Source organism: Rhodophyticola porphyridii (assembly GCF_003688285.1).
GTDB lineage: Bacteria > Pseudomonadota > Alphaproteobacteria > Rhodobacterales > Rhodobacteraceae > Rhodophyticola > Rhodophyticola porphyridii.
This window is the reverse complement of record NZ_RCNT01000005.1, coordinates 16,086-33,864: the sequence shown is the minus strand read 5'-3', so window position 1 is coordinate 33,864 and position 17,779 is coordinate 16,086. Positions and strand designations below refer to the sequence as shown.

The window sequence follows — 17,779 nt, the reverse complement described above, 5'->3', positions numbered from 1 at the left end:
CCACCAGATGCGTCAATTGCGGAAACGTTTCAGGATCGGCGCCGACGGCGTCTGCCCCCATCCGATCCGCCGCTCGCGCCGAAGGCCACGGCCGGCAGGGTTGCGACCTTCGCAAGTTCGGGGAACGGATCGGTGGCGTGGGGGATCGCATTGGCGGCAACAAAATGCTCCTGAAATCGGGGTTCCACCGCGGTTTCGACCTTGTGGATCCGCCCGACGGTTTGCTCGATCTGCGTGCGGGCGGCCCGGTTGCAGAGGGCAATGCGGGCGCCGTGACCGGCCGCGTTGCCGGCACTTGTGACCTTGTCCAGCGGCGCATCGGGGATCATGCCCAGAACCATGGCGTGTTTCGGGCTGATATGGGCACCGAACGCCCCGGCCAGAACTACGCGGTCAACCGTGTCGACCTCAAGCTGGTCCATCAGCAGGCGCGCGCCCGCGTAGAGGGCCGATTTCGCCAGCTGGATGGCCCGAATGTCGCCTTGGGTCACGGTGATGCGCGGCCCGCCATCCGCCGTTCCGTCATGGAGCAGATAGGCATGGGTCCGCCCTTCGGGCTCCGCCCGCGCCGTGCCGGTCTGTGCGGCGGAGCCGATCAGGCCCGACGCGTCCAGAAGCCCCGCCATCCGCATCTCGGCCACGGCTTCGATGATGCCCGAGCCGCAGATCCCGGTCACGCCGGTGGCCGCCGTCGCTTCGGCAAATCCGGGCTGATCGGACCACAGGTCGGAGCCGATGACGCGGAAGCGGGGCTCCTTGGTGTCCGGGTCTATCTCCACCCGTTCGATGGCACCGGGGGCGGCGCGCTGGCCGGAACTGATCTGCGCGCCTTCGAAGGCGGGCCCGGTGGGGGAGGAGCAGGCAAGAACCCGGGTTCTGTCGCCCAGAAGGATCTCGGCATTGGTGCCGACATCGACGATCAGCACCAGATCCTCGGATTTGTCGGGCGCCTCGCTGAGCGCGACGGCGGCGGCATCGGCCCCCACATGGCCCGCGATGCAGGGCAGCAGATACACCTGCGCCTCCGCATTCAGCGCGTCGAGTGCCAGATCGCGGGCGGGCAGGGCGAGGCTGCCGGAGGTTGCCAGCGCGAAAGGCGCCTGACCCAGTTCCACCGGATCGATGCCAAGCAGAAGGTGGTGCATGACCGGGTTGCAGACGACTACGGTTTCCATGATCAGGGCGGGGTCTACCCGGGCCTCGGCGGCGATTTCGCCGGCCAGCGTATTGATCGCCTCGCGCACCGCATTGGTCATCTCGACATCGCCGCCGGGGTTCATCATGACATAGGAGACGCGGCTCATCAGGTCTTCGCCGAAGCGGATCTGCGGGTTCATCAGCCCCGAGGAGGCCAGAACCTCCCCAGTGACCAGATCGCACAGATGCGCCGCGATCGTGGTCGAGCCGAGATCGATCGCCAGCCCGTAAAGGCCGCCCTCATGGAAGCCGGGCCAGACATCTAGGATCTGGGTTTGTTCCGTATTCGCAGGGGTATGGAGCGCGAGGCTCACCTTCCAGTCGCCCTTGCGTAACGCCGGTTGGAGCTTGCGCAGAACGGGCAGGCCCGCGTGTACATGTTCGATGCCCCATTGCTCGCGAAGCGCATCCTGCACCCGCTCCAGATCGCCGGAGGGTTCGTGCATGTCGGGCTCCTGCACCTCGACCAGCAGAAGCCGCGTGGCAGGATCCATGGTGATCGGCCGGGCAGAGGCCGCCTTGCGCACGACCTGCCGATGGACCTGCGACTCCGGCGGGACATCGACCACCACATCGCCCTGCACGGTGGCCTGACAGCCAAGCCTGCGCCCCTGTTTCAGGCCCCGGACCCGGTCATAGCGCTCTTCGACGGCGTTCCATGCCGACAGGGCGGTTTCGGATACGGTGACGCCATGCTTGGGGAAATCGCCGAACGAAGGCGCGATCTGGCACTTGGAGCAGATGCCCCGCCCGCCGCAGACCGAATCCAGATCGACACCAAGCTGCCGGGCAGCGGTGAGGATGGGCGTGCCCACGGGGAAATGCCCGCGTTTGCCGGAGGGGGTGAAGATGACAAGAGGATCGCTGGACATTTGGATGGCCTGTATGTCTTCGGGTTAGAGGGCAGCGCGTCTTAGCCCAGAAATTCCGCGCCGAACAGCCAGACCGCAAGCGGCACCGGCGCCACGGCAAGACACAAGGTGAGGGCGATGGGCAGGGGCCTGAACACACGGCTCAGACCCGCAAGAAGCGACAATCCCCCGCCGCCTCCGATCACGGCATTGCCGGGCAGGTTCAGAAGCATCGCCAGCGTCAGATAGCGATAGCGCAGAACACAGGGCGCTGCCCACTGCGGGAGCCGTTGCCTTAGCAATGCCAGCCGCGCATCGGCCCCAAGCGGCGCGATCTCCGCGATCATCCGGCAGGCCGAGGTCATGTGTAGATCCAGAAACAGCCGCTGCATGACGGTGATCGGCAGATAACGGCCCAGAAGATAGGCCAGCAGAAGCCCGAGGACCGTGGCGAGATAAACCGCCGGTGCGATCTCCGCCCCGCGCATCACCAACAGGGCCAGACCGATCTCCACCCCCGGCACGAAGGGCACGGAAATCAGAGTTGCATAGAGCAGCAAGACGCCGCCGGTCAGGACGATCTGCGTCGCCCAACGGTCCGTTTCGGGCAACCGGTCGCTGAGCGTCATCGCGACATCGTAGAGCGACAGAAGCAGCAGAGCCGCCCCGACCACCACCGCGCAGCGCAAAGCCAGACGCGGCAGCGCCACGCGCCAGGGCGGCGGGGTCAGATCCCGTGGCGGATCGGTCATCGACCGGGTTGGCGAGGGGGCATGCTCTCTCCGCGGCTGCGTCCTGCGGAGTGTTCCGCCCTAGATATGGTTTGGTCAACATGCGGTTTCGGGGCCGCACGACCGGCCCGGCTGGCCGATCCCTCCCGCTCACGCCCGTCTGCGCCCGCCACGGCGCCCGCTGCGACCCGCACCCGATGCAATCGCGGCCTTTGCCGCCTCGGGGAAGGGCATGCCCTCCTTCACGGCCTCCAGAACCTTGGCAAAGCCGATCCATTTGCCGCCATTCGGATCGTGGTTCATCAGGAAATTCGCGGCGTTCACCGCCTCCATCTCCACCGGGCGTACCGGGTTCATGATGGCGCTGGTCATTCCCGCCCCGATCGCCATCGGCAGGAAAGCGGCGTTGATGCCGTGCCGGTTGGGCAGGCCGAAAGAGATATTCGACGCGCCACAGGTGGTATTTACGCCCAGTTCTTCACGCAGTTTCGCCACCAGCGTGAACACCTGCCGCCCGGCAGTGGCCATGGCGCCGACGGGCATCACCAGCGGGTCGACCACGATATCATGGGCCGGGATGCCGAAATCGGCGGCCCGTTCTACGATTTTCTTGGCGACGGCGAAGCGCACATCCGGATCTTCGGAGATGCCGGTATCGTCATTCGAGATCGCAACCACCGGCACGTTGTATTTCTTCACGAGCGGCAAGATCGCCTCCAGCCGCTCCTCCTCTCCGGTGACCGAGTTCAGAAGCGGGCGGCCCTCGGCGAGTTCGAGCCCCTTTTCCAGCGCGCCGGGAACGGAGCTGTCGATGCATAAAGGAACATCCACAAGCCCCTGAACGAGCTCGATCATCTTGCCCATGAGCGGCGGTTCGGTCTCGTTGGGGTTGGGGTTGGAGTTGTAGACGACGCCCGCATTCACATCCAACACCATCGCGCCACAGGCCACCTGTTCCAGCGCGTCCTTCTCTACGGTGGAAAAATCCCCTGCTTCAAGCTGAGCGGCCAGCAGCTTGCGTCCGGTGGGGTTGATCCGTTCGCCGATCACGCAGAACGGTTCGTCAAAGCCGATAACGACGGTTTTGGATTTGGACTCAAGGACAGTGCGGGTCATGGATGTTCCTGTTCAGAGATTGGCGGGGCGGGTCGAGGCGCCCCCGTGATCGATGGCCCACTGGGCATTCGTCTTGATGCCACCCAAGGGGAAGAAATGGACCGCCTCGATATTGAAATCCGGATTGGCGGCCTTGTGCGCGGCCAGTTTCGTCAGGATGTCCAGAGGCTCGAACGGCAAGAGCAGCTTGGTGACGTCCTTGGCCCGCTTCTGCAGCACATCGAGCGACGGGCCAACCCCGCAGGCAATGGCGAAGCGGATCAGGGTCTGCAGCTTGGCGGGCCCCGCGATACCGATATGGATCGGCAGGCGGATACCTTCGGCGGAAAGGCGATCGGCCCATGCGATCACCGGTGCGGCCTCGAACGCGAATTGCGTGGCCAGCGCCATTTCCGCATCGGTGCGGTCGGCAAAATCCTGTTTCCAGCGAAGCGCCTCCATCACCATGGCGTCGCCGCCGTCGGGGTCGATGTCGCGATTGCCCTCTGGATGCCCGGCAACATGCAGACGCTTGAAGCCCGCCTTGTCGAACAGACCCGTTTCCATCAACTGCATGGAGCTGTGGAACGCGCCGAGGGGCTTTGGCGGGCCGCCGGCCAGAAGCAGCGCCTGATCGACGCCCGCCTCGCCCTGATAGCGGGCGATCCAGTCGGCAAGCGTTGCCTTGTCGGCGATGATGCGGGCAGGGAAATGCGGCATCACCGCATAGCCATTGGCGGCAAGACGCGCGGCGGTCGCCACCATGTCGTCAATCGGTGTGCCCTCGATATGGGCGATGTAGACGCGGGTCCCTTCGGGCAGGAGCGCGCGGAAATCCTCGACCTTCTCTGCGGTGCGGGGCATCACCTCGATCGAATAGCCGTCCAGAAATGCCTCCAGTTCGGGGTTGACCGGCGGTGCGGGCATTGCGGCGGCGGTGCGCTTGAAGTTCAACAGGGCCATCAATCTCTCCAGGGGTGATGTCGGGCGCATGGGATCACGCGGTCTTGCCGCTTTCCCATCCGTCATTGGCGATCAGCGTTTTCAGGCGGTCCTGATCGTAGGTTCGGTCCAGAAGCTTGGCCTGCGTCGCCGCGATTTCGTCCGGCGCGCCCTCAACCTCGAACGGCTCGGCCTTGCGCCAATCGGCCAGATACGCGTCATCGTCCTTGGCGCCGACCTTCATCGCGCAGCGGTCGATCGCCTGTTCGAACCGCTCGGGGAGGGGGGCCTTCGACCCGCGCCGCCCCTTGCCCACGATGATCTGGGCCGGGATATCACGCCAGTAAACGATGGTGACGGCGGGCATGGGCGAATCCTTATCTCTGGCCGTCACCATATGGGCGGCTGACCTGCCCACCGGGCCTGTTTTCGACATCAATTGGGGCCGGAACGACCCCGGCCGAACCTTAGGCGCTGAGGCGGGCTCAGGCCAGCGCCGCGGGCTGTCATAATTCTCATGATGATGTTGAGGGCGAGCAAGAGCATTGTGAGTTCACGAGCGGGTCGCTACATTCGGGACAACTTGATCATTCGGAGGGGCCGATGTCACGCAAGCGTGTTCACGGTGGCGGCCCGTTCCCCAGACCCGTCGCCCCGGTCAGCCCGGTGGCGGCCCCGCCTGTCGAACGGAGATCCGCTGCGGACAATCGCCCCGATCCCGCGGATCTCTATGCCGCGCTGGATCTGGGCACCAATTCCTGTCGCATGCTGATTGCGCAGCCCAAGGGCAATCAGCTGCACGTGGTGGACTCATTCTCGAAATCCGTGCAGTTGGGCCATGGGCTTGAGGCGTCGGGCCGGCTGTCGCGAAGCTCCATGGCGCGCGCGGTCGGCGCCCTGAAGATCTGTCAGCGCAAGCTTGGCCAGCACGATGTGCGCCGCGCCCGCCTGGTGGCGACGGAAGCCTGCCGGCGTGCGGTCAATGCGCGCGATTTCATCAATGTGGTCAAGCGGGACACGGGGCTGGAGCTGGAGATCATCGAGCCGGAGGAGGAAGCGCGGCTGGCCGTGGTCTCCTGCGCGCCGCTGGTGTCCACCCGGACCGAGCAATTGCTGGTCGTCGACATCGGCGGCGGCTCGACCGAGCTCGTCTGGATCGATCTGAGCCGGGTGCCCGCGCTGGAACGGCCCCGCGCGATCATGCGGCTGCATCAGGGCTTCGATCACGAGGATACGGTTTTTCCGCGCGCCAAGGTGGTGGACTGGATCTCCGTGCCACTGGGCGTGGCGACGTTGAAGGACATGTATTCGGACGTGACCGACGACAGCGCGCGCTACGCGCTCATGAGCTGGTACTTCGAGGAACAGCTGGCGGATTTCTCGCCCTATGACGATGCGGCGGATCAGGCCCGCGAGGGATTCCAGATCATCGGCACCAGCGGGACGGTCACGACCGTGGCGGCCAGCCATCTGGGCTTGCGGCGCTACGACCGCAACAAGGTGGACGGGCTCCGGATGACCTCCGATCAGATCGACACGGTCATTCAGGGATATCTGAGCCTTGGCCCCGAAGGCCGGCGCAAGGACCCTCGGATCGGACGGGACCGGCAGACCCTCATCATGTCGGGCGCGGCGATACTGCAGGCGCTGCTGCGCGCCTGGCCCACTGACCGGCTGAGCGTGGCCGACAGGGGCCTGCGGGAGGGGCTGCTTTATGCGCAGATGTCCTCCGATGGTGTTCTGGAGGATGGTCCGCTATAGAAATGGCGTCCGAGCCTTGCCCGGGATCCGGCGAGGTCGTCATGCACCGGGGCGGGACGCGCGCGGTTCGGCCGCGAGGTCTCCGTCGGGATGATTTTTGAAACACTGAGGCAAGGAGCTCAAGCGCAACATGGCGAAGGGCACAAGCGGGCGCGGGCAGCGCGATTTGCGGGTGAAGGTGAAGACCGCTCGGGGGCGCAAGCTCAGCTCGACCCTGTGGCTTGAACGGCAGTTGAACGACCCGTATGTGAAACGGGCCCAGGCGGAGGGGTATCGCGGGCGCGCGGCGTTCAAGATCTCCGAACTCGACGACAAGTACCGGTTTCTGGTGCCCGGAGCGCGGGTGGTTGATCTGGGATGTGCACCGGGCGGCTGGTGTCAGGTGGCGGTGAAGCGGGTCAACGCCCTGGGCCAACGCCCGGGCAAGGCGGTGGGCCGGGTCATCGGGCTTGACCTGCAGCCGGTCGAGCCGATTGCCGGGGCCGAGATTTTCCAGCTCGATTTCATGGAAGACGGGGCGGACGCGCAGGTGAAAGCCTGGCTTGGCGGCAAAGCCGATGTGGTGATGAGCGACATGGCTGCAGCGGCTTCGGGGCACAAGCAGACCGACCATTTGCGGATCATCGCCTTGTGTGAGGCGGCGGCGGAACTGGCCTTCGACGTGCTGGAGGAGGGCGGCACCTTCGTCGCCAAGGTATTGGCCGGCGGCGCCGAGGGGACGTTGCAGAAGCGGCTCAAGCAGCGGTTCGCCAAGGTGGCCAATGTGAAACCGGCGGCGAGCCGTGCCGACAGTTCTGAGAAATTCGTCGTCGCCACCGGCTTCAAGCCTGTCGAGGATGCGGAGTGACGTGGCAATTTCGCCAAAGCCGGGGCGTACCAGATTTGGGGGTTTCCCTTCGGCGCGCCCCATGAGATAGCAGCATGCCAACGGAAACTCCCCCAGGAGGTCGCGTGATGGAGATTCGTGAGGCCCTTACCTTCGACGATGTGCTGCTTGTGCCGGGCGCCTCGTCGGTGCTGCCGAGCACGGCGGATACGCGGACGAAGGTGACCGCGTCCATTTCTCTGAACATCCCGCTTCTCAGCTCTGCCATGGACACGGTGACCGAGGCGCGCATGGCGATCGCCATGGCGCAGGCCGGCGGCATGGGCGTGATCCACCGCAATCTGGATATCGAGGCGCAGGCGCGCGAGGTCCGGCGCGTGAAGCGCTTCGAAAGCGGCGTGGTCTACAACCCGATCACTTTGAAGCCCGACCAGACGCTCGCCGATGCCAAGGCCCTGCAGGAACGTTATCGGATCACCGGGTTTCCGGTGGTGGACGAGGCCGGGCGCGTTCTGGGCATCGTGACCAATCGCGACATGCGCTTTGCGACCGATGACAGCACGCCGGTGAGGGTGATGATGACCTCCGACAATCTCGCGATGCTGGAAGAGCCCGCCGATCTGGCGACCGCGCGCAGCCTGATGCAGGCCCGGCGGATCGAAAAGCTGCTGGTCGTGAGCAAGACAGGCCGTCTGACCGGGCTTCTGACGATCAAGGATATCGAACAGGCGGTTCTGAACCCCTCGGCTTGCAAGGACGAACTGGGGCGGCTGCGCGTGGCCGCGGCGACGACCGTGGGCGATGCCGGGTTCGAGCGGTCCGAGGCGTTGATCGATGCGGGATGCGACCTGATCGTGATCGACACGGCCCATGGGCATTCCGAAGGCGTGGGGCACGCGGTGGAGCGGGTCAAGAAGCTTTCCAACGCCGTGCAGGTCGTGGCCGGCAATGTCGCGACGGGCGAAGCGACACGCGCATTGATCGGCGCGGGCGCGGACGCGGTCAAGGTGGGGATCGGGCCGGGCTCCATCTGCACGACGCGGATCGTGGCCGGCGTGGGTGTGCCGCAATTGACCGCGATCATGGATTGCGCCGAGGCGGCCGCAATCACGGGTACGCCGGTGATTGCCGATGGCGGTATCAAGTACTCCGGCGATTTTGCCAAGGCGATCGCGGCGGGTGCGCATTGCGCGATGGTGGGCAGCATGATCGCCGGGACCGATGAAAGCCCCGGAGAAGTGATCTTGTATCAGGGCCGCAGTTTCAAGAGCTACCGGGGCATGGGGTCGCTTGGCGCGATGGCCCGGGGGTCTGCCGACCGGTATTTTCAGAAGGATGCCGCAAGCGACAAGCTGGTGCCCGAAGGGATCGAGGGGCAGGTGCCCTACAAGGGCAGCGCTGGCGCCGTGATCCATCAGCTGGTCGGCGGGTTGCGCGCCGCCATGGGCTATACCGGCAGTGCGACGGTCGCCGAAATGCGCCAGGGCTGCCGTTTCGTGCGGATCACCGGCTCTGGTCTCAAGGAAAGTCATGTGCATGACGTTCAGATCACACGAGAAAGCCCTAATTATCGTTTGGGGTGAGCGTGATGCCGGCCAATCTTGATGTAATAACGTGACCCCCGAAGCGCGATATGCCGCAGCGATGACCGTTCTGGATCGCTGGTTGCAGCATGTGCCCGTGGAAAAGGCGCTGACGGGGTGGGCCCGGGGGGCGCGATATGCCGGATCGAAAGACCGCGCCGCGGTGCGCGACCATGTGTTCGACGTGCTGCGCTGCAAGGATCGCTGTGCGGCGCTTGGCGGAGCGGAGACCGGCCGCGGCCTCGTGCTCGGTCTGATCCGGTTGAACGGTCTGGCCCCGGAGCCGATCTTCACCGGACAGGGGTTCGCGCCGCCTGTTTTGAGCCCGGCCGAAGCCTCGATCCCCGTGCAGGCGCCGGATGTGCTGGCCGATCTGCCCGGCTGGCTGTTGCCCGCGCTGCGGCAGAGCTTCGGTACCGACCTGCCGGATCTGGCGCGCGCCATGGCGCAACGCGCGCCTGTGTATCTGCGGGCCAATCTGAGAAAAACCACGGTAGATGAAGCAGTTGCGCTTCTGGCTTCAAGCGGGATCGGGGCCCGGGCGGTTCCGGGATGCGAGACCGCGATCGAAGTGGTCTCCGGCGCGCGCGGCGTGCGGCACGCGCAGGCCTATCAGGATGGGCTGGTGGAACTGCAGGATCTGTCGGTACAGCGGGCCTGCGCAGCGGTGGACTGGCCGGTGGCCGGGCGCATCCTCGACTACTGCGCGGGCGGCGGCGGAAAGGCGCTGGCCATTGCCGCCCGTTCCGAGGCGGAGATCGTTGTGCATGACGCTAATCCGGCGCGCATGGCCGATCTGCCCGCGCGCGCGAGCCGCGCAGGGGTTCGGCTGATTGCACGGGAAACATCCGCGCTGACACGCGCGGGTCCGTTCGATCTGGTGCTTGCGGATGTTCCATGCTCCGGCAGCGGGACATGGCGGCGGGATCCCGAAGCGAAATGGCGGCTGACACCGGAGCGGCTGGCGGATCTGCAACGGCTGCAATCCGATATTCTGGATCGGGCCGCCCGGCTGGTGCGCCCCGGCGGATCGCTTGTCTACATGACCTGCTCACTCCTGCATTCGGAGAATGAGAAACAGGTTGAAGCCTTCCTTGCCCGCACGCCTGGCTGGGTTCTGAGCGAGCGGCATACCGAGACCCCACTGACCGCGTCGGACGGGTTTTTCATGGCCGAGTTGACGCAGGCCACCTCCACAGCTTAAAAATTTAGGAAAAGCTGGCGGTCGCACGCCGATTTTAAGACCCGTTTAAGCATTTGATTGCGAAATGGGAGACACCGAATCGGATTGGAGGTTGACTGTGGCGGATCAGGCTTTGGAGCCCGGCAAGATGCGGGTTCCCCTCGGAGCGGCCCCGCGTCAGCCATGGCTGCTGTTCGGTATGGCCGCGATATGTGCCGCCGCCGGCTGGTTCGTGCCGTCCCCGCTCGGGGCGCTTTTGCTCTTTGCCGCGTCCGGTTCGATCGCGGTTCTGGCGCTGATGCTGATGGCAAGGACCCATCTTGGAAAATCCGGGGAGCGTCGCGCGCTCATACAGGCGATTTCACTGATTGAGCTTGATCCGGCGCCGTGTTTCTGCACCGACGAACAGGGGCTGGTTCTTGCCCAGAACATCTCGGCGACGGACCGGTTCGGAGACCGCGCGGGCCAGCCCATGTCGCGCGCGCTCAGCGGCCTGCTTGCAAATGCGCCGGCGGTGGTGTTCCGGCAGGAGACCACCCTTTCGCGCACCAGGATGGCGCGGGAAACCGTGGTAACCCGCAAGGGTCACGTCCGGGTTACGGCATATCGCGTCGGAAAGGGAACGCTCTGGCGGCTGGATGAAAGCGTTGAGAGCACCAATCGCAGCGGCGATCACATCGCCCTGCCGATGATGGTGGTCAGCCAGAATGACACGATCCTGTCGATGAACGATGCGATGCGCGACACGCTCGGGCGCCGGGCACGAAGCCTGTCGCAAGTTTTCAGGCAACTGCCCCTGATCCCCGGTCAGCGGCGGAGCCTGCGGACCGAAACGGGCACGATTGACGTAACCCCGGTTGAAATCAGGGCCGGCGATGGGCGGCGCGAGATTTATCTGGTGCCCGCCTGCGTCAGCGGGAGTATCGGTGACGAGGGCGTGGCGGCCCGCGCGTTCGAGGCATTGCCTGTCGCGCTTGTCCATATCGGCGGCGATGGCGAGGTTCTGGCCTTCAACCAGCATGCGCAGACACTTCTGGGTCTTTCGCCGGGGGAGGGGCCGTTTCTGTCGAACCTGGTGGAGGGGCTCGGCCGCCCGATCGAAGACTGGATCCGCGACACGCTGGAGGAACGTATTCCCAACCGGCCCGAAGTGGTGCGCGCCAAACGCCGGGACGAGGATTGCTTCCTGCAGATCACCCTAGGACGCATCGCCACCAGCAAAGGCCCCTCGCTGCTTGCGGTGATGCATGACGCGACCGAGTTGAAGACGCTGGAGCAGCAATTCGTCCAGAGCCAGAAAATGCAGGCCATCGGCGAACTGGCTGGCGGCGTGGCCCATGATTTCAACAACCTCTTGACCGCGATCACCGGGCATTGCGACCTGCTGCTGCTGCGCCACGATCAGGGCGATCCGGATTACGGGGATCTCGTGCAGATCAACCAGAACGCCAACCGCGCGGCCAGTCTGGTGGGGCAATTGCTGGCCTTTTCGCGGAAGCAGACGCTGCAGCCCGAGCTTCTCGACCTGCGCGATACGATGGGGGACCTGACCCATCTTCTGAACCGGCTGGTGGGAGAAAAGGTGCAACTACATTTGTCCCATGACCCGGCCCTGTTGCCAATCCGGGCCGATTCCCGACAGCTCGATCAGGTCATGATGAATCTTGTGGTGAACGCGCGTGATGCGATGCCCGATGGCGGCGCGATCCATGTGGAGACCCGGATGGTCCGGCTCCGCGAAGCGCTCAGCCGGGATGAGGCGGTGGTGCCGCCCGGGCAATACGTTTCGATCACTGTCCGAGATGAGGGCTCGGGGATTCCCGCCGACAAGGTCAGACGCATATTTGAGCCGTTTTACACCACGAAAGGCGTCGGTGAGGGCACGGGCCTTGGATTGTCCATGGTCTACGGGATCATCAAGCAGACGGGCGGCTACATCTTCGTTGACAGCGAGATCGGCAAGGGCACGACCTTCACGATCTACTGTCCGGCCCATGATCATCCGGCGGCGGAGGAGTCCCCCGTTCCATCGGAGCGTCCGGCGACGGCGGTTCCGGAGCGGATAGCACAGCCGCCGGCCCCGGCAGAGCCTGAAGCGCCCGAAGCGGAGCAGGACACCGGTCCGGCCGCGCCGGGTGACGGGGTCGTTCTGCTGGTCGAAGACGAAGCCCCGGTGCGCGCCTTTGCCTCCCGTGCTCTGCGGCTGCGCGGATATACGGTGCTGGAGGCGGAGAATGCGGAGGAGGCGTTGGAAACGCTGCGCGATTCGGCGCTCTCCGTGGATGTCTTCGTGACCGATGTCGTGATGCCGGGAATGGATGGACCAAGCTGGGTGCGCCTTGCACTCAAGGATCGGCCTGGGGTGAAGGTCGTGTTCGTCTCGGGCTATGCGGAGGACGCACTGGACAAGACCAGCGAAGAGATCCCGAATTCGGTCTTCCTGCCCAAACCGTTCTCGCTCTCGGACCTGACGGCGACGGTGCAACGCCAGTTGCATTGAGCCAGGGGCCGGCCGATGGCCGGCCACGCGGCCAGGATCATTGGCCCGAGGTGTATCTGACTAGGGTCGCCGTTCCGTGAGCCAGGCCCAGAGATCGAATTCCGCCGACCGTTCGCTGCGCAGCCGTTTCTCCAGTTTCGGGGACAGATCCACCGCCATTTCTGGAGAAACATTGCGCCGGGGCAGGGCCAGATCCGCGCCGAGCCGGGTTTCGAGAAAATCGACCGCTTCCTCCAGCCGGTCATAGCGAAACAGATGGGTAACCCCGCAGGCCGCATCCCCGTCGCGCAGAAACCGGGCCTGTGATCCGATATTGGCGAATGCGGGCGGATTGTCCGTCAGCCAGGCGGTGATGAAACCGTCAAAATCGACCCCCTCGGTCGAATTGTCCTTGCCGGCCAGTTGCGGGCGGCGGCGATACCTGTACCAGCTGTCGAGCCAGGATATGGGCTCGCGCATCACCGCCATAGTTTCCATTTCATGGCGGCCGCGCTGTTCGAAGAATCCCGCAAGCATGTTGCGGTAGCGGCTGACGGAGACATGTTTCATGCCCGGCGGATCTAGGATCGCCGCGCTGGCATGGGGCAGCAATGCCGCCTCCAACGCCGTCGTGCCGGTTTTGGGTACTGCGAAAAGAACCAGTTTTTGCTTCCAGAACAATAACATGATCACACCCTTGTCTGATTTTTCCTACGCTAACCGGTTCTTAACGCTTCCGGGAAAAAACTTGGCTCTACAAGATTTCACTTGAAATGTTCTCTTTTTGTGCGCATCACCAAGCTAGAACAAGAGGCGAACACAGAGCATCATTGCCGCCCCCATGGCGGTATGAAATAAGGGATCAACACTCATGGCAATGGCGAACATTCTGGACATGACCGACCGAAAATCCGCGGATAAGCAAAAGGCGCTCGACAGTGCGCTTGCCCAGATCGAACGCCAGTTCGGCAAGGGCTCGATCATGAAACTGGGTGGCGAAAACGTCATCAAGGATATCGAGGCGACCTCCACCGGGTCTCTGGGTCTGGACATCGCGCTCGGCATCGGCGGCCTGCCGAAAGGCCGGGTGATCGAGATCTACGGGCCGGAAAGCTCGGGCAAGACCACACTCACGCTGCACGCGGTGGCAGAGGAGCAGAAAAAGGGCGGGGTCTGCGCCTTTGTCGATGCCGAACATGCGCTTGATCCGCAATACGCCCGGAAGCTGGGCGTAGATCTGGATGAGTTGCTGATCAGCCAGCCCGACACCGGGGAGCAGGCGCTGGAGATTGTCGATACGCTGGTGCGCTCCGGCGCGGTCAGCATGGTGGTTGTCGATTCAGTCGCCGCCCTGACCCCGAAATCGGAACTGGAAGGCGACATGGGCGACAGTTCGGTCGGTGTGCATGCCCGCCTGATGAGCCAGGCGATGCGAAAGCTGACGGGGTCGATCAGCCGCTCCAACTGCATGGTGATCTTCATCAACCAGATCCGCATGAAGATCGGCGTGATGTTTGGCAGCCCCGAAACCACGACCGGCGGCAACGCCCTGAAATTCTATTCCTCGGTCCGTCTGGACATCCGCCGGATCGGCGCGATCAAGGATCGTGACGAGGTGGTCGGCAACGCAACCCGCGTGAAGGTGGTGAAGAACAAGGTGGCGCCGCCTTTCAAGCAGGTCGAGTTCGACATCATGTATGGCGAAGGTATCTCCAAGACCGGTGAGTTGCTGGATCTGGGCAACAAGGCCGGCGTGGTGGAGAAATCCGGCTCGTGGTTCTCCTACGGCGATGAGCGCATCGGCCAGGGGCGCGAGAACGCCAAGCAGTTTCTGAAAGACAACCCCAAGATCGCGCTGGAGATCGAAGACAAGATCCGCGCGGCCCATGGTCTGGATTTCGATCTGGCCCCGGGCGAAGCCGTGGCCGATGACGAGGACATGATCGAGGACTAGGCCGGCGGCGGAGCGACCGGCACGCCCGAGCGTGCCCCGTCCCGAAAAGCCCCCGGCCCAGGTTTGAGGGTCCTGCATATCCCCCGGAAAGGCATCGCGATGGCGGTGCCTTTTCTTCTGTGATCGCCGGGCCGGATTGGCCTGTGGACAGGGCCGTGCGGCGAGGCTACATCCCTCTAACGCGCGATCCGCCACTCCAGAAGAGACGTCACATGGCCAGCCTGAACGATATCCGCACGACCTTCCTCGACTATTTCGGCCGCAACGGGCATGAGATTGTCGAAAGCTCCCCGCTTGTGCCGCGTAACGACCCCACGATGATGTTTGCCAATTCGGGGATGGTTCAGTTCAAGAATGTCTTCACCGGGCTGGAACACCGCGACTATACCCGCGCGGCGTCCAGCCAGAAATGCGTACGCGCGGGCGGCAAGCACAACGATCTGGATAATGTCGGCTATACGGCCCGGCACCATACCTTCTTCGAGATGTTGGGCAATTTCAGCTTCGGCGACTACTTCAAGAATGAGGCGATCCCCTATGCCTGGGAACTGATCACCCGGGATTTCGGGATCGACAGGACCCGTTTGCTGGCCACGGTCTACCATACCGACGACGAGGCGTTCGAAGTCTGGAAAAAGGTGGGCGTGCCCGAAGACAGGATCATCCGCATCCCGACCCATGACAATTTCTGGCAGATGGGCCCCACCGGGCCTTGCGGCCCCTGCACCGAGATATTCTACGATCACGGCGATCATATCTGGGGCGGCCCGCCGGGCTCTCCCGAGGAGGATGGCGACCGGTTCATCGAGATCTGGAACATCGTCTTCATGCAGAATGAGCAGTTCGCCGACGGCTCCATGGTGCCGCTTGAGATGCAGTCCATCGACACCGGCATGGGCCTGGAGCGGATCGGTGCGCTGTTGCAGGGCAAGCATGACAATTACGACACCGACCTGATGCGCAGCCTGATCGAGGCCTCCGCCCATGCAACATCCGTGGATCCGGACGGCCCGAAAAACGTACATCATCGGGTGATCGCGGACCATCTGCGCTCCACTTCCTTCCTGATCGCCGACGGTGTAATGCCGTCGAACGAGGGCCGCGGCTATGTGCTGCGCCGGATCATGCGCCGGGCCATGCGCCATGCGCATCTTCTGGGTGCACAGGATCCGCTGATGTATCGCCTTGTGCCGGCGCTGGTCGCGCAGATGGGGCAGGCCTATCCGGAACTCGGCCGCGCACAGGCGCTGATCACCGAGACGCTTAAGCTGGAGGAAGAGCGGTTTCGCGCGACCCTGGACCGGGGGTTGCGCCTGTTGGACGAGGCGTTGGATGACCTGCCCGAGGATGCGCATCTGCCCGGCGAAACGGCTTTCAAGCTTTATGACACCTACGGCTTCCCGCTCGATCTGACGCAGGACGCGCTGCGCGAAAAGGGCCGTGTGGTCGATGTGGACGGGTTCGATGCGGCGATGGCCGAACAGAAAGCCAAGGCGCGGGCCGCCTGGGTCGGGTCCGGTGAGACGGCGGATGCCAAGATCTGGTTCGATCTGGCCGACGAGCATGGCGCGACCGAATTCCTCGGCTATGACACCGAAATCGCGGAGGGGCAGATCCTGGCCCTGGTCAGCGATGGCGCGCCCGTTGAGACGGCCAGGGCGGGAGAGCGTATCGCCATCGTGCTGAACCAGACGCCGTTTTATGCCGAAGCGGGCGGGCAGGTGGGTGACAGCGGCACGCTCAAGACCGAAACGGGGCAGGCGCGGATCACCGACACACGGAAGGCCGGCGATCTGTTCTTGCACATGGCGGAGGTCACCGAGGGCGAGATCGCCTGCGGCAAGGCGGCGGTGCTTGAGGTCGATCACGGGCGGCGCGACACGATCCGGGCCAATCACTCGGCCACGCATCTGTTGCACGAGGCGTTGCGGCGGGCGCTTGGCGACCATGTGGCTCAGCGCGGCAGCCTGAACGCGCCCGACCGGCTGCGCTTCGACTTCAGCCATTCCAAGGCGCTGAGCCTCGCCGAACTGAAACAGGTGGAAGACGAAGTGAACGCCTTCATCCGGCAGAACGGCCCCGTCGAAACGCGGATCATGACGCCGGATGCGGCCCGTGACCTCGGCGCGCAGGCGCTATTTGGCGAGAAGTACGGCGATGAGGTCCGTGTGGTATCCATGGGCATGCTTGATGGCTCGGGCAAGGGCGCGGACAAGCGGACCTATTCGATCGAGCTTTGCGGCGGCACTCATGTGCGCCAGACCGGCGATATCGGTGTGTTCGTGACGCTTGGCGACGGCGCCTCCAGCGCCGGGGTGCGCCGGATCGAGGCGCTGACGGGGGCGGCGGCGTTCGAGTATCTGTCGGGCCAGGATCGCCGCCTTGCCGAGGTGGCGCTGGCGCTCAAAGCTCCGGCGGGCGAGGTGCTGGACCGGGTCGCGGCCCTTCAGGAAGAGCGCAAGAGCCTTGCCAATGAGGTGGCGCAGCTTCGCAAGCAACTGGCGATGAGTGGCGCGGCAGGCGCCCCCGCGCCCGAGGCGCGCGAGATCAACGGCATGGCCTTCCACGCGCAGCTTTTGCAGGGCGTCACCGGCAAGGATCTGCCCGGCCTTGTCGATGAGCACAAGGCCCGGCTCGGCTCAGGTGCGGTTCTGCTGATCGCCGATGCGGGCGGCAAGGCTGCCGTCGCCGCCGGTGTGACCGATGATCTGACCGAACGGTTGAGCGCGGTCGATCTGGTCCGCGCGGCGGTCCCCGAACTTGGTGGCAAGGGGGGTGGCGGACGGCCCGACCTGGCCCAGGGCGGCGGCGCGGATGCCAGCAAGGCCCCTGCCGCGATCAAGGCCGCCGAGGCTGTTTTGCAAGGAGTATAGCCGATGCCCGGAGCATTCTGGATTGCCCATGTCACTGTCACCGACGAGGAGGCATATATGAAATACGCCGCCATCGCGACCGAGGCGATTGCCGAACATGGCGGGACGTTTCTGGCCCGCGGGGGCCGGGCGGTACAGAAGGAAGGGCGCGCCCATCCGCGCAATGTCGTGGCGCGGTTTCCCAGCCTTGAAGCGGCGGAAACCTGTTATCATTCAGACCGGTATCAGGAAGCGTTGAGCTTCGCTCAAGGCGCGTCCGAACGGGATCTGGTCCTGGTCGAAGCGCTGGATTGAGCGCCGGTCC

General features: G+C 64.5%; 14 protein-coding genes. 8 read left to right on the top strand and 6 right to left on the bottom strand.

Annotated elements, in window-relative coordinates; genetic code table 11:
• Positions 1 to 29: 29 nt before the first annotated feature.
• From D9R08_RS10595 to D9R08_RS10575, 5 genes are all read right to left on the bottom strand, one after another.
• Positions 30 to 2,069 carry an ASKHA domain-containing protein gene (locus D9R08_RS10595; protein ID WP_121898032.1) on the bottom strand — a complete coding sequence of 680 codons (2,040 nt, stop codon included), beginning with the start codon at positions 2,067 to 2,069 and terminating at the stop codon, positions 30 to 32.
• A gap of 41 nt (positions 2,070 to 2,110) precedes the next feature.
• Positions 2,111 to 2,800, bottom strand: a complete 690-nt coding sequence (locus D9R08_RS10590) for a hypothetical protein (RefSeq protein WP_121898031.1) — start codon at positions 2,798 to 2,800, stop codon at positions 2,111 to 2,113.
• A gap of 129 nt (positions 2,801 to 2,929) precedes the next feature.
• Entirely contained in the window at positions 2,930 to 3,895 is a 966-nt protein-coding gene (locus D9R08_RS10585; RefSeq protein WP_121898030.1) for a methyltetrahydrofolate cobalamin methyltransferase, read from the bottom strand.
• Positions 3,896 to 3,907: 12 nt separating this feature from the next.
• Positions 3,908 to 4,837: a methylenetetrahydrofolate reductase gene (locus D9R08_RS10580; RefSeq protein ID WP_121898029.1), complete on the bottom strand. Its 930-nt coding sequence runs from the start codon at positions 4,835 to 4,837 to the stop codon at positions 3,908 to 3,910.
• A gap of 34 nt (positions 4,838 to 4,871) precedes the next feature.
• Positions 4,872 to 5,183, bottom strand: coding sequence for a virulence factor (locus D9R08_RS10575; protein ID WP_121898028.1), 312 nt, complete (start codon positions 5,181 to 5,183; stop codon positions 4,872 to 4,874).
• A gap of 236 nt (positions 5,184 to 5,419) precedes the next feature.
• Between D9R08_RS10575 and D9R08_RS10570 the strand changes: the two genes are divergently transcribed.
• The 5 genes from D9R08_RS10570 to D9R08_RS10550 all read left to right on the top strand — a co-directional run bounded on the left by D9R08_RS10570 (position 5,420) and on the right by D9R08_RS10550 (position 12,669).
• Positions 5,420 to 6,577 carry a Ppx/GppA phosphatase family protein gene (locus D9R08_RS10570; protein ID WP_121898027.1) on the top strand — a complete coding sequence of 386 codons (1,158 nt, stop codon included), beginning with the start codon at positions 5,420 to 5,422 and terminating at the stop codon, positions 6,575 to 6,577.
• 130 nt (positions 6,578 to 6,707) lie between these two features.
• On the top strand, positions 6,708 to 7,424 hold the full coding sequence (locus D9R08_RS10565; protein WP_121898026.1) for an RlmE family RNA methyltransferase: 717 nt from the start codon (positions 6,708 to 6,710) through the stop codon (positions 7,422 to 7,424).
• 107 nt (positions 7,425 to 7,531) lie between these two features.
• Positions 7,532 to 8,986: an IMP dehydrogenase gene (guaB, locus tag D9R08_RS10560; RefSeq protein WP_121898025.1), complete on the top strand. Its 1,455-nt coding sequence runs from the start codon at positions 7,532 to 7,534 to the stop codon at positions 8,984 to 8,986.
• 31 nt (positions 8,987 to 9,017) lie between these two features.
• Entirely contained in the window at positions 9,018 to 10,190 is a 1,173-nt protein-coding gene (locus tag D9R08_RS10555) for an RsmB/NOP family class I SAM-dependent RNA methyltransferase (protein WP_121898024.1), read from the top strand.
• 127 nt (positions 10,191 to 10,317) lie between these two features.
• The gene (locus tag D9R08_RS10550) at positions 10,318 to 12,669 is read left to right on the top strand and encodes an ATP-binding response regulator (RefSeq protein WP_121898291.1); all 2,352 of its coding nucleotides are present in this window, start codon (positions 10,318 to 10,320) and stop codon (positions 12,667 to 12,669) included.
• A gap of 60 nt (positions 12,670 to 12,729) precedes the next feature.
• Here D9R08_RS10550 and D9R08_RS10545 read toward each other — a convergent pair whose 3' ends face one another.
• On the bottom strand, positions 12,730 to 13,335 hold the full coding sequence (locus tag D9R08_RS10545; RefSeq protein WP_121898023.1) for a gamma-glutamyl kinase: 606 nt from the start codon (positions 13,333 to 13,335) through the stop codon (positions 12,730 to 12,732).
• A gap of 184 nt (positions 13,336 to 13,519) precedes the next feature.
• Here D9R08_RS10545 and recA point away from each other — a divergent pair, with 184 nt between their 5' ends.
• The 3 genes from recA to D9R08_RS10530 all read left to right on the top strand — a co-directional run bounded on the left by recA (position 13,520) and on the right by D9R08_RS10530 (position 17,769).
• On the top strand, positions 13,520 to 14,602 hold the full coding sequence (recA, locus tag D9R08_RS10540; protein WP_121898022.1) for a recombinase RecA: 1,083 nt from the start codon (positions 13,520 to 13,522) through the stop codon (positions 14,600 to 14,602).
• A 212-nt stretch (positions 14,603 to 14,814) separates the two neighbouring features.
• Positions 14,815 to 17,475: an alanine--tRNA ligase gene (gene alaS, locus D9R08_RS10535; protein WP_121898021.1), complete on the top strand. Its 2,661-nt coding sequence runs from the start codon at positions 14,815 to 14,817 to the stop codon at positions 17,473 to 17,475.
• A gap of 3 nt (positions 17,476 to 17,478) precedes the next feature.
• Complete coding sequence (locus D9R08_RS10530; RefSeq protein ID WP_121898020.1) at positions 17,479 to 17,769, top strand: DUF1330 domain-containing protein; 291 nt, start codon at positions 17,479 to 17,481, stop codon at positions 17,767 to 17,769.
• Positions 17,770 to 17,779: the final 10 nt, after the last annotated feature.

Coding starts and splice junctions, on each gene's coding strand:
- D9R08_RS10595 (WP_121898032.1), bottom strand. CDS start 2,069: ATGTCCAGCGATCCTCTTGTCATCTTCACCCCCTCCGGCAAACGCGGG.
- D9R08_RS10590 (WP_121898031.1), bottom strand. CDS start 2,800: ATGACCGATCCGCCACGGGATCTGACCCCGCCGCCCTGGCGCGTGGCG.
- D9R08_RS10585 (WP_121898030.1), bottom strand. CDS start 3,895: ATGACCCGCACTGTCCTTGAGTCCAAATCCAAAACCGTCGTTATCGGC.
- D9R08_RS10580 (WP_121898029.1), bottom strand. CDS start 4,837: ATGGCCCTGTTGAACTTCAAGCGCACCGCCGCCGCAATGCCCGCACCG.
- D9R08_RS10575 (WP_121898028.1), bottom strand. CDS start 5,183: ATGCCCGCCGTCACCATCGTTTACTGGCGTGATATCCCGGCCCAGATC.
- D9R08_RS10570 (WP_121898027.1), top strand. CDS start 5,420: ATGTCACGCAAGCGTGTTCACGGTGGCGGCCCGTTCCCCAGACCCGTC.
- D9R08_RS10565 (WP_121898026.1), top strand. CDS start 6,708: ATGGCGAAGGGCACAAGCGGGCGCGGGCAGCGCGATTTGCGGGTGAAG.
- guaB (WP_121898025.1), top strand. CDS start 7,532: ATGGAGATTCGTGAGGCCCTTACCTTCGACGATGTGCTGCTTGTGCCG.
- D9R08_RS10550 (WP_121898291.1), top strand. CDS start 10,318: ATGCGGGTTCCCCTCGGAGCGGCCCCGCGTCAGCCATGGCTGCTGTTC.
- D9R08_RS10545 (WP_121898023.1), bottom strand. CDS start 13,335: ATGTTATTGTTCTGGAAGCAAAAACTGGTTCTTTTCGCAGTACCCAAA.
- recA (WP_121898022.1), top strand. CDS start 13,520: ATGGCAATGGCGAACATTCTGGACATGACCGACCGAAAATCCGCGGAT.
- alaS (WP_121898021.1), top strand. CDS start 14,815: ATGGCCAGCCTGAACGATATCCGCACGACCTTCCTCGACTATTTCGGC.
- D9R08_RS10530 (WP_121898020.1), top strand. CDS start 17,479: ATGCCCGGAGCATTCTGGATTGCCCATGTCACTGTCACCGACGAGGAG.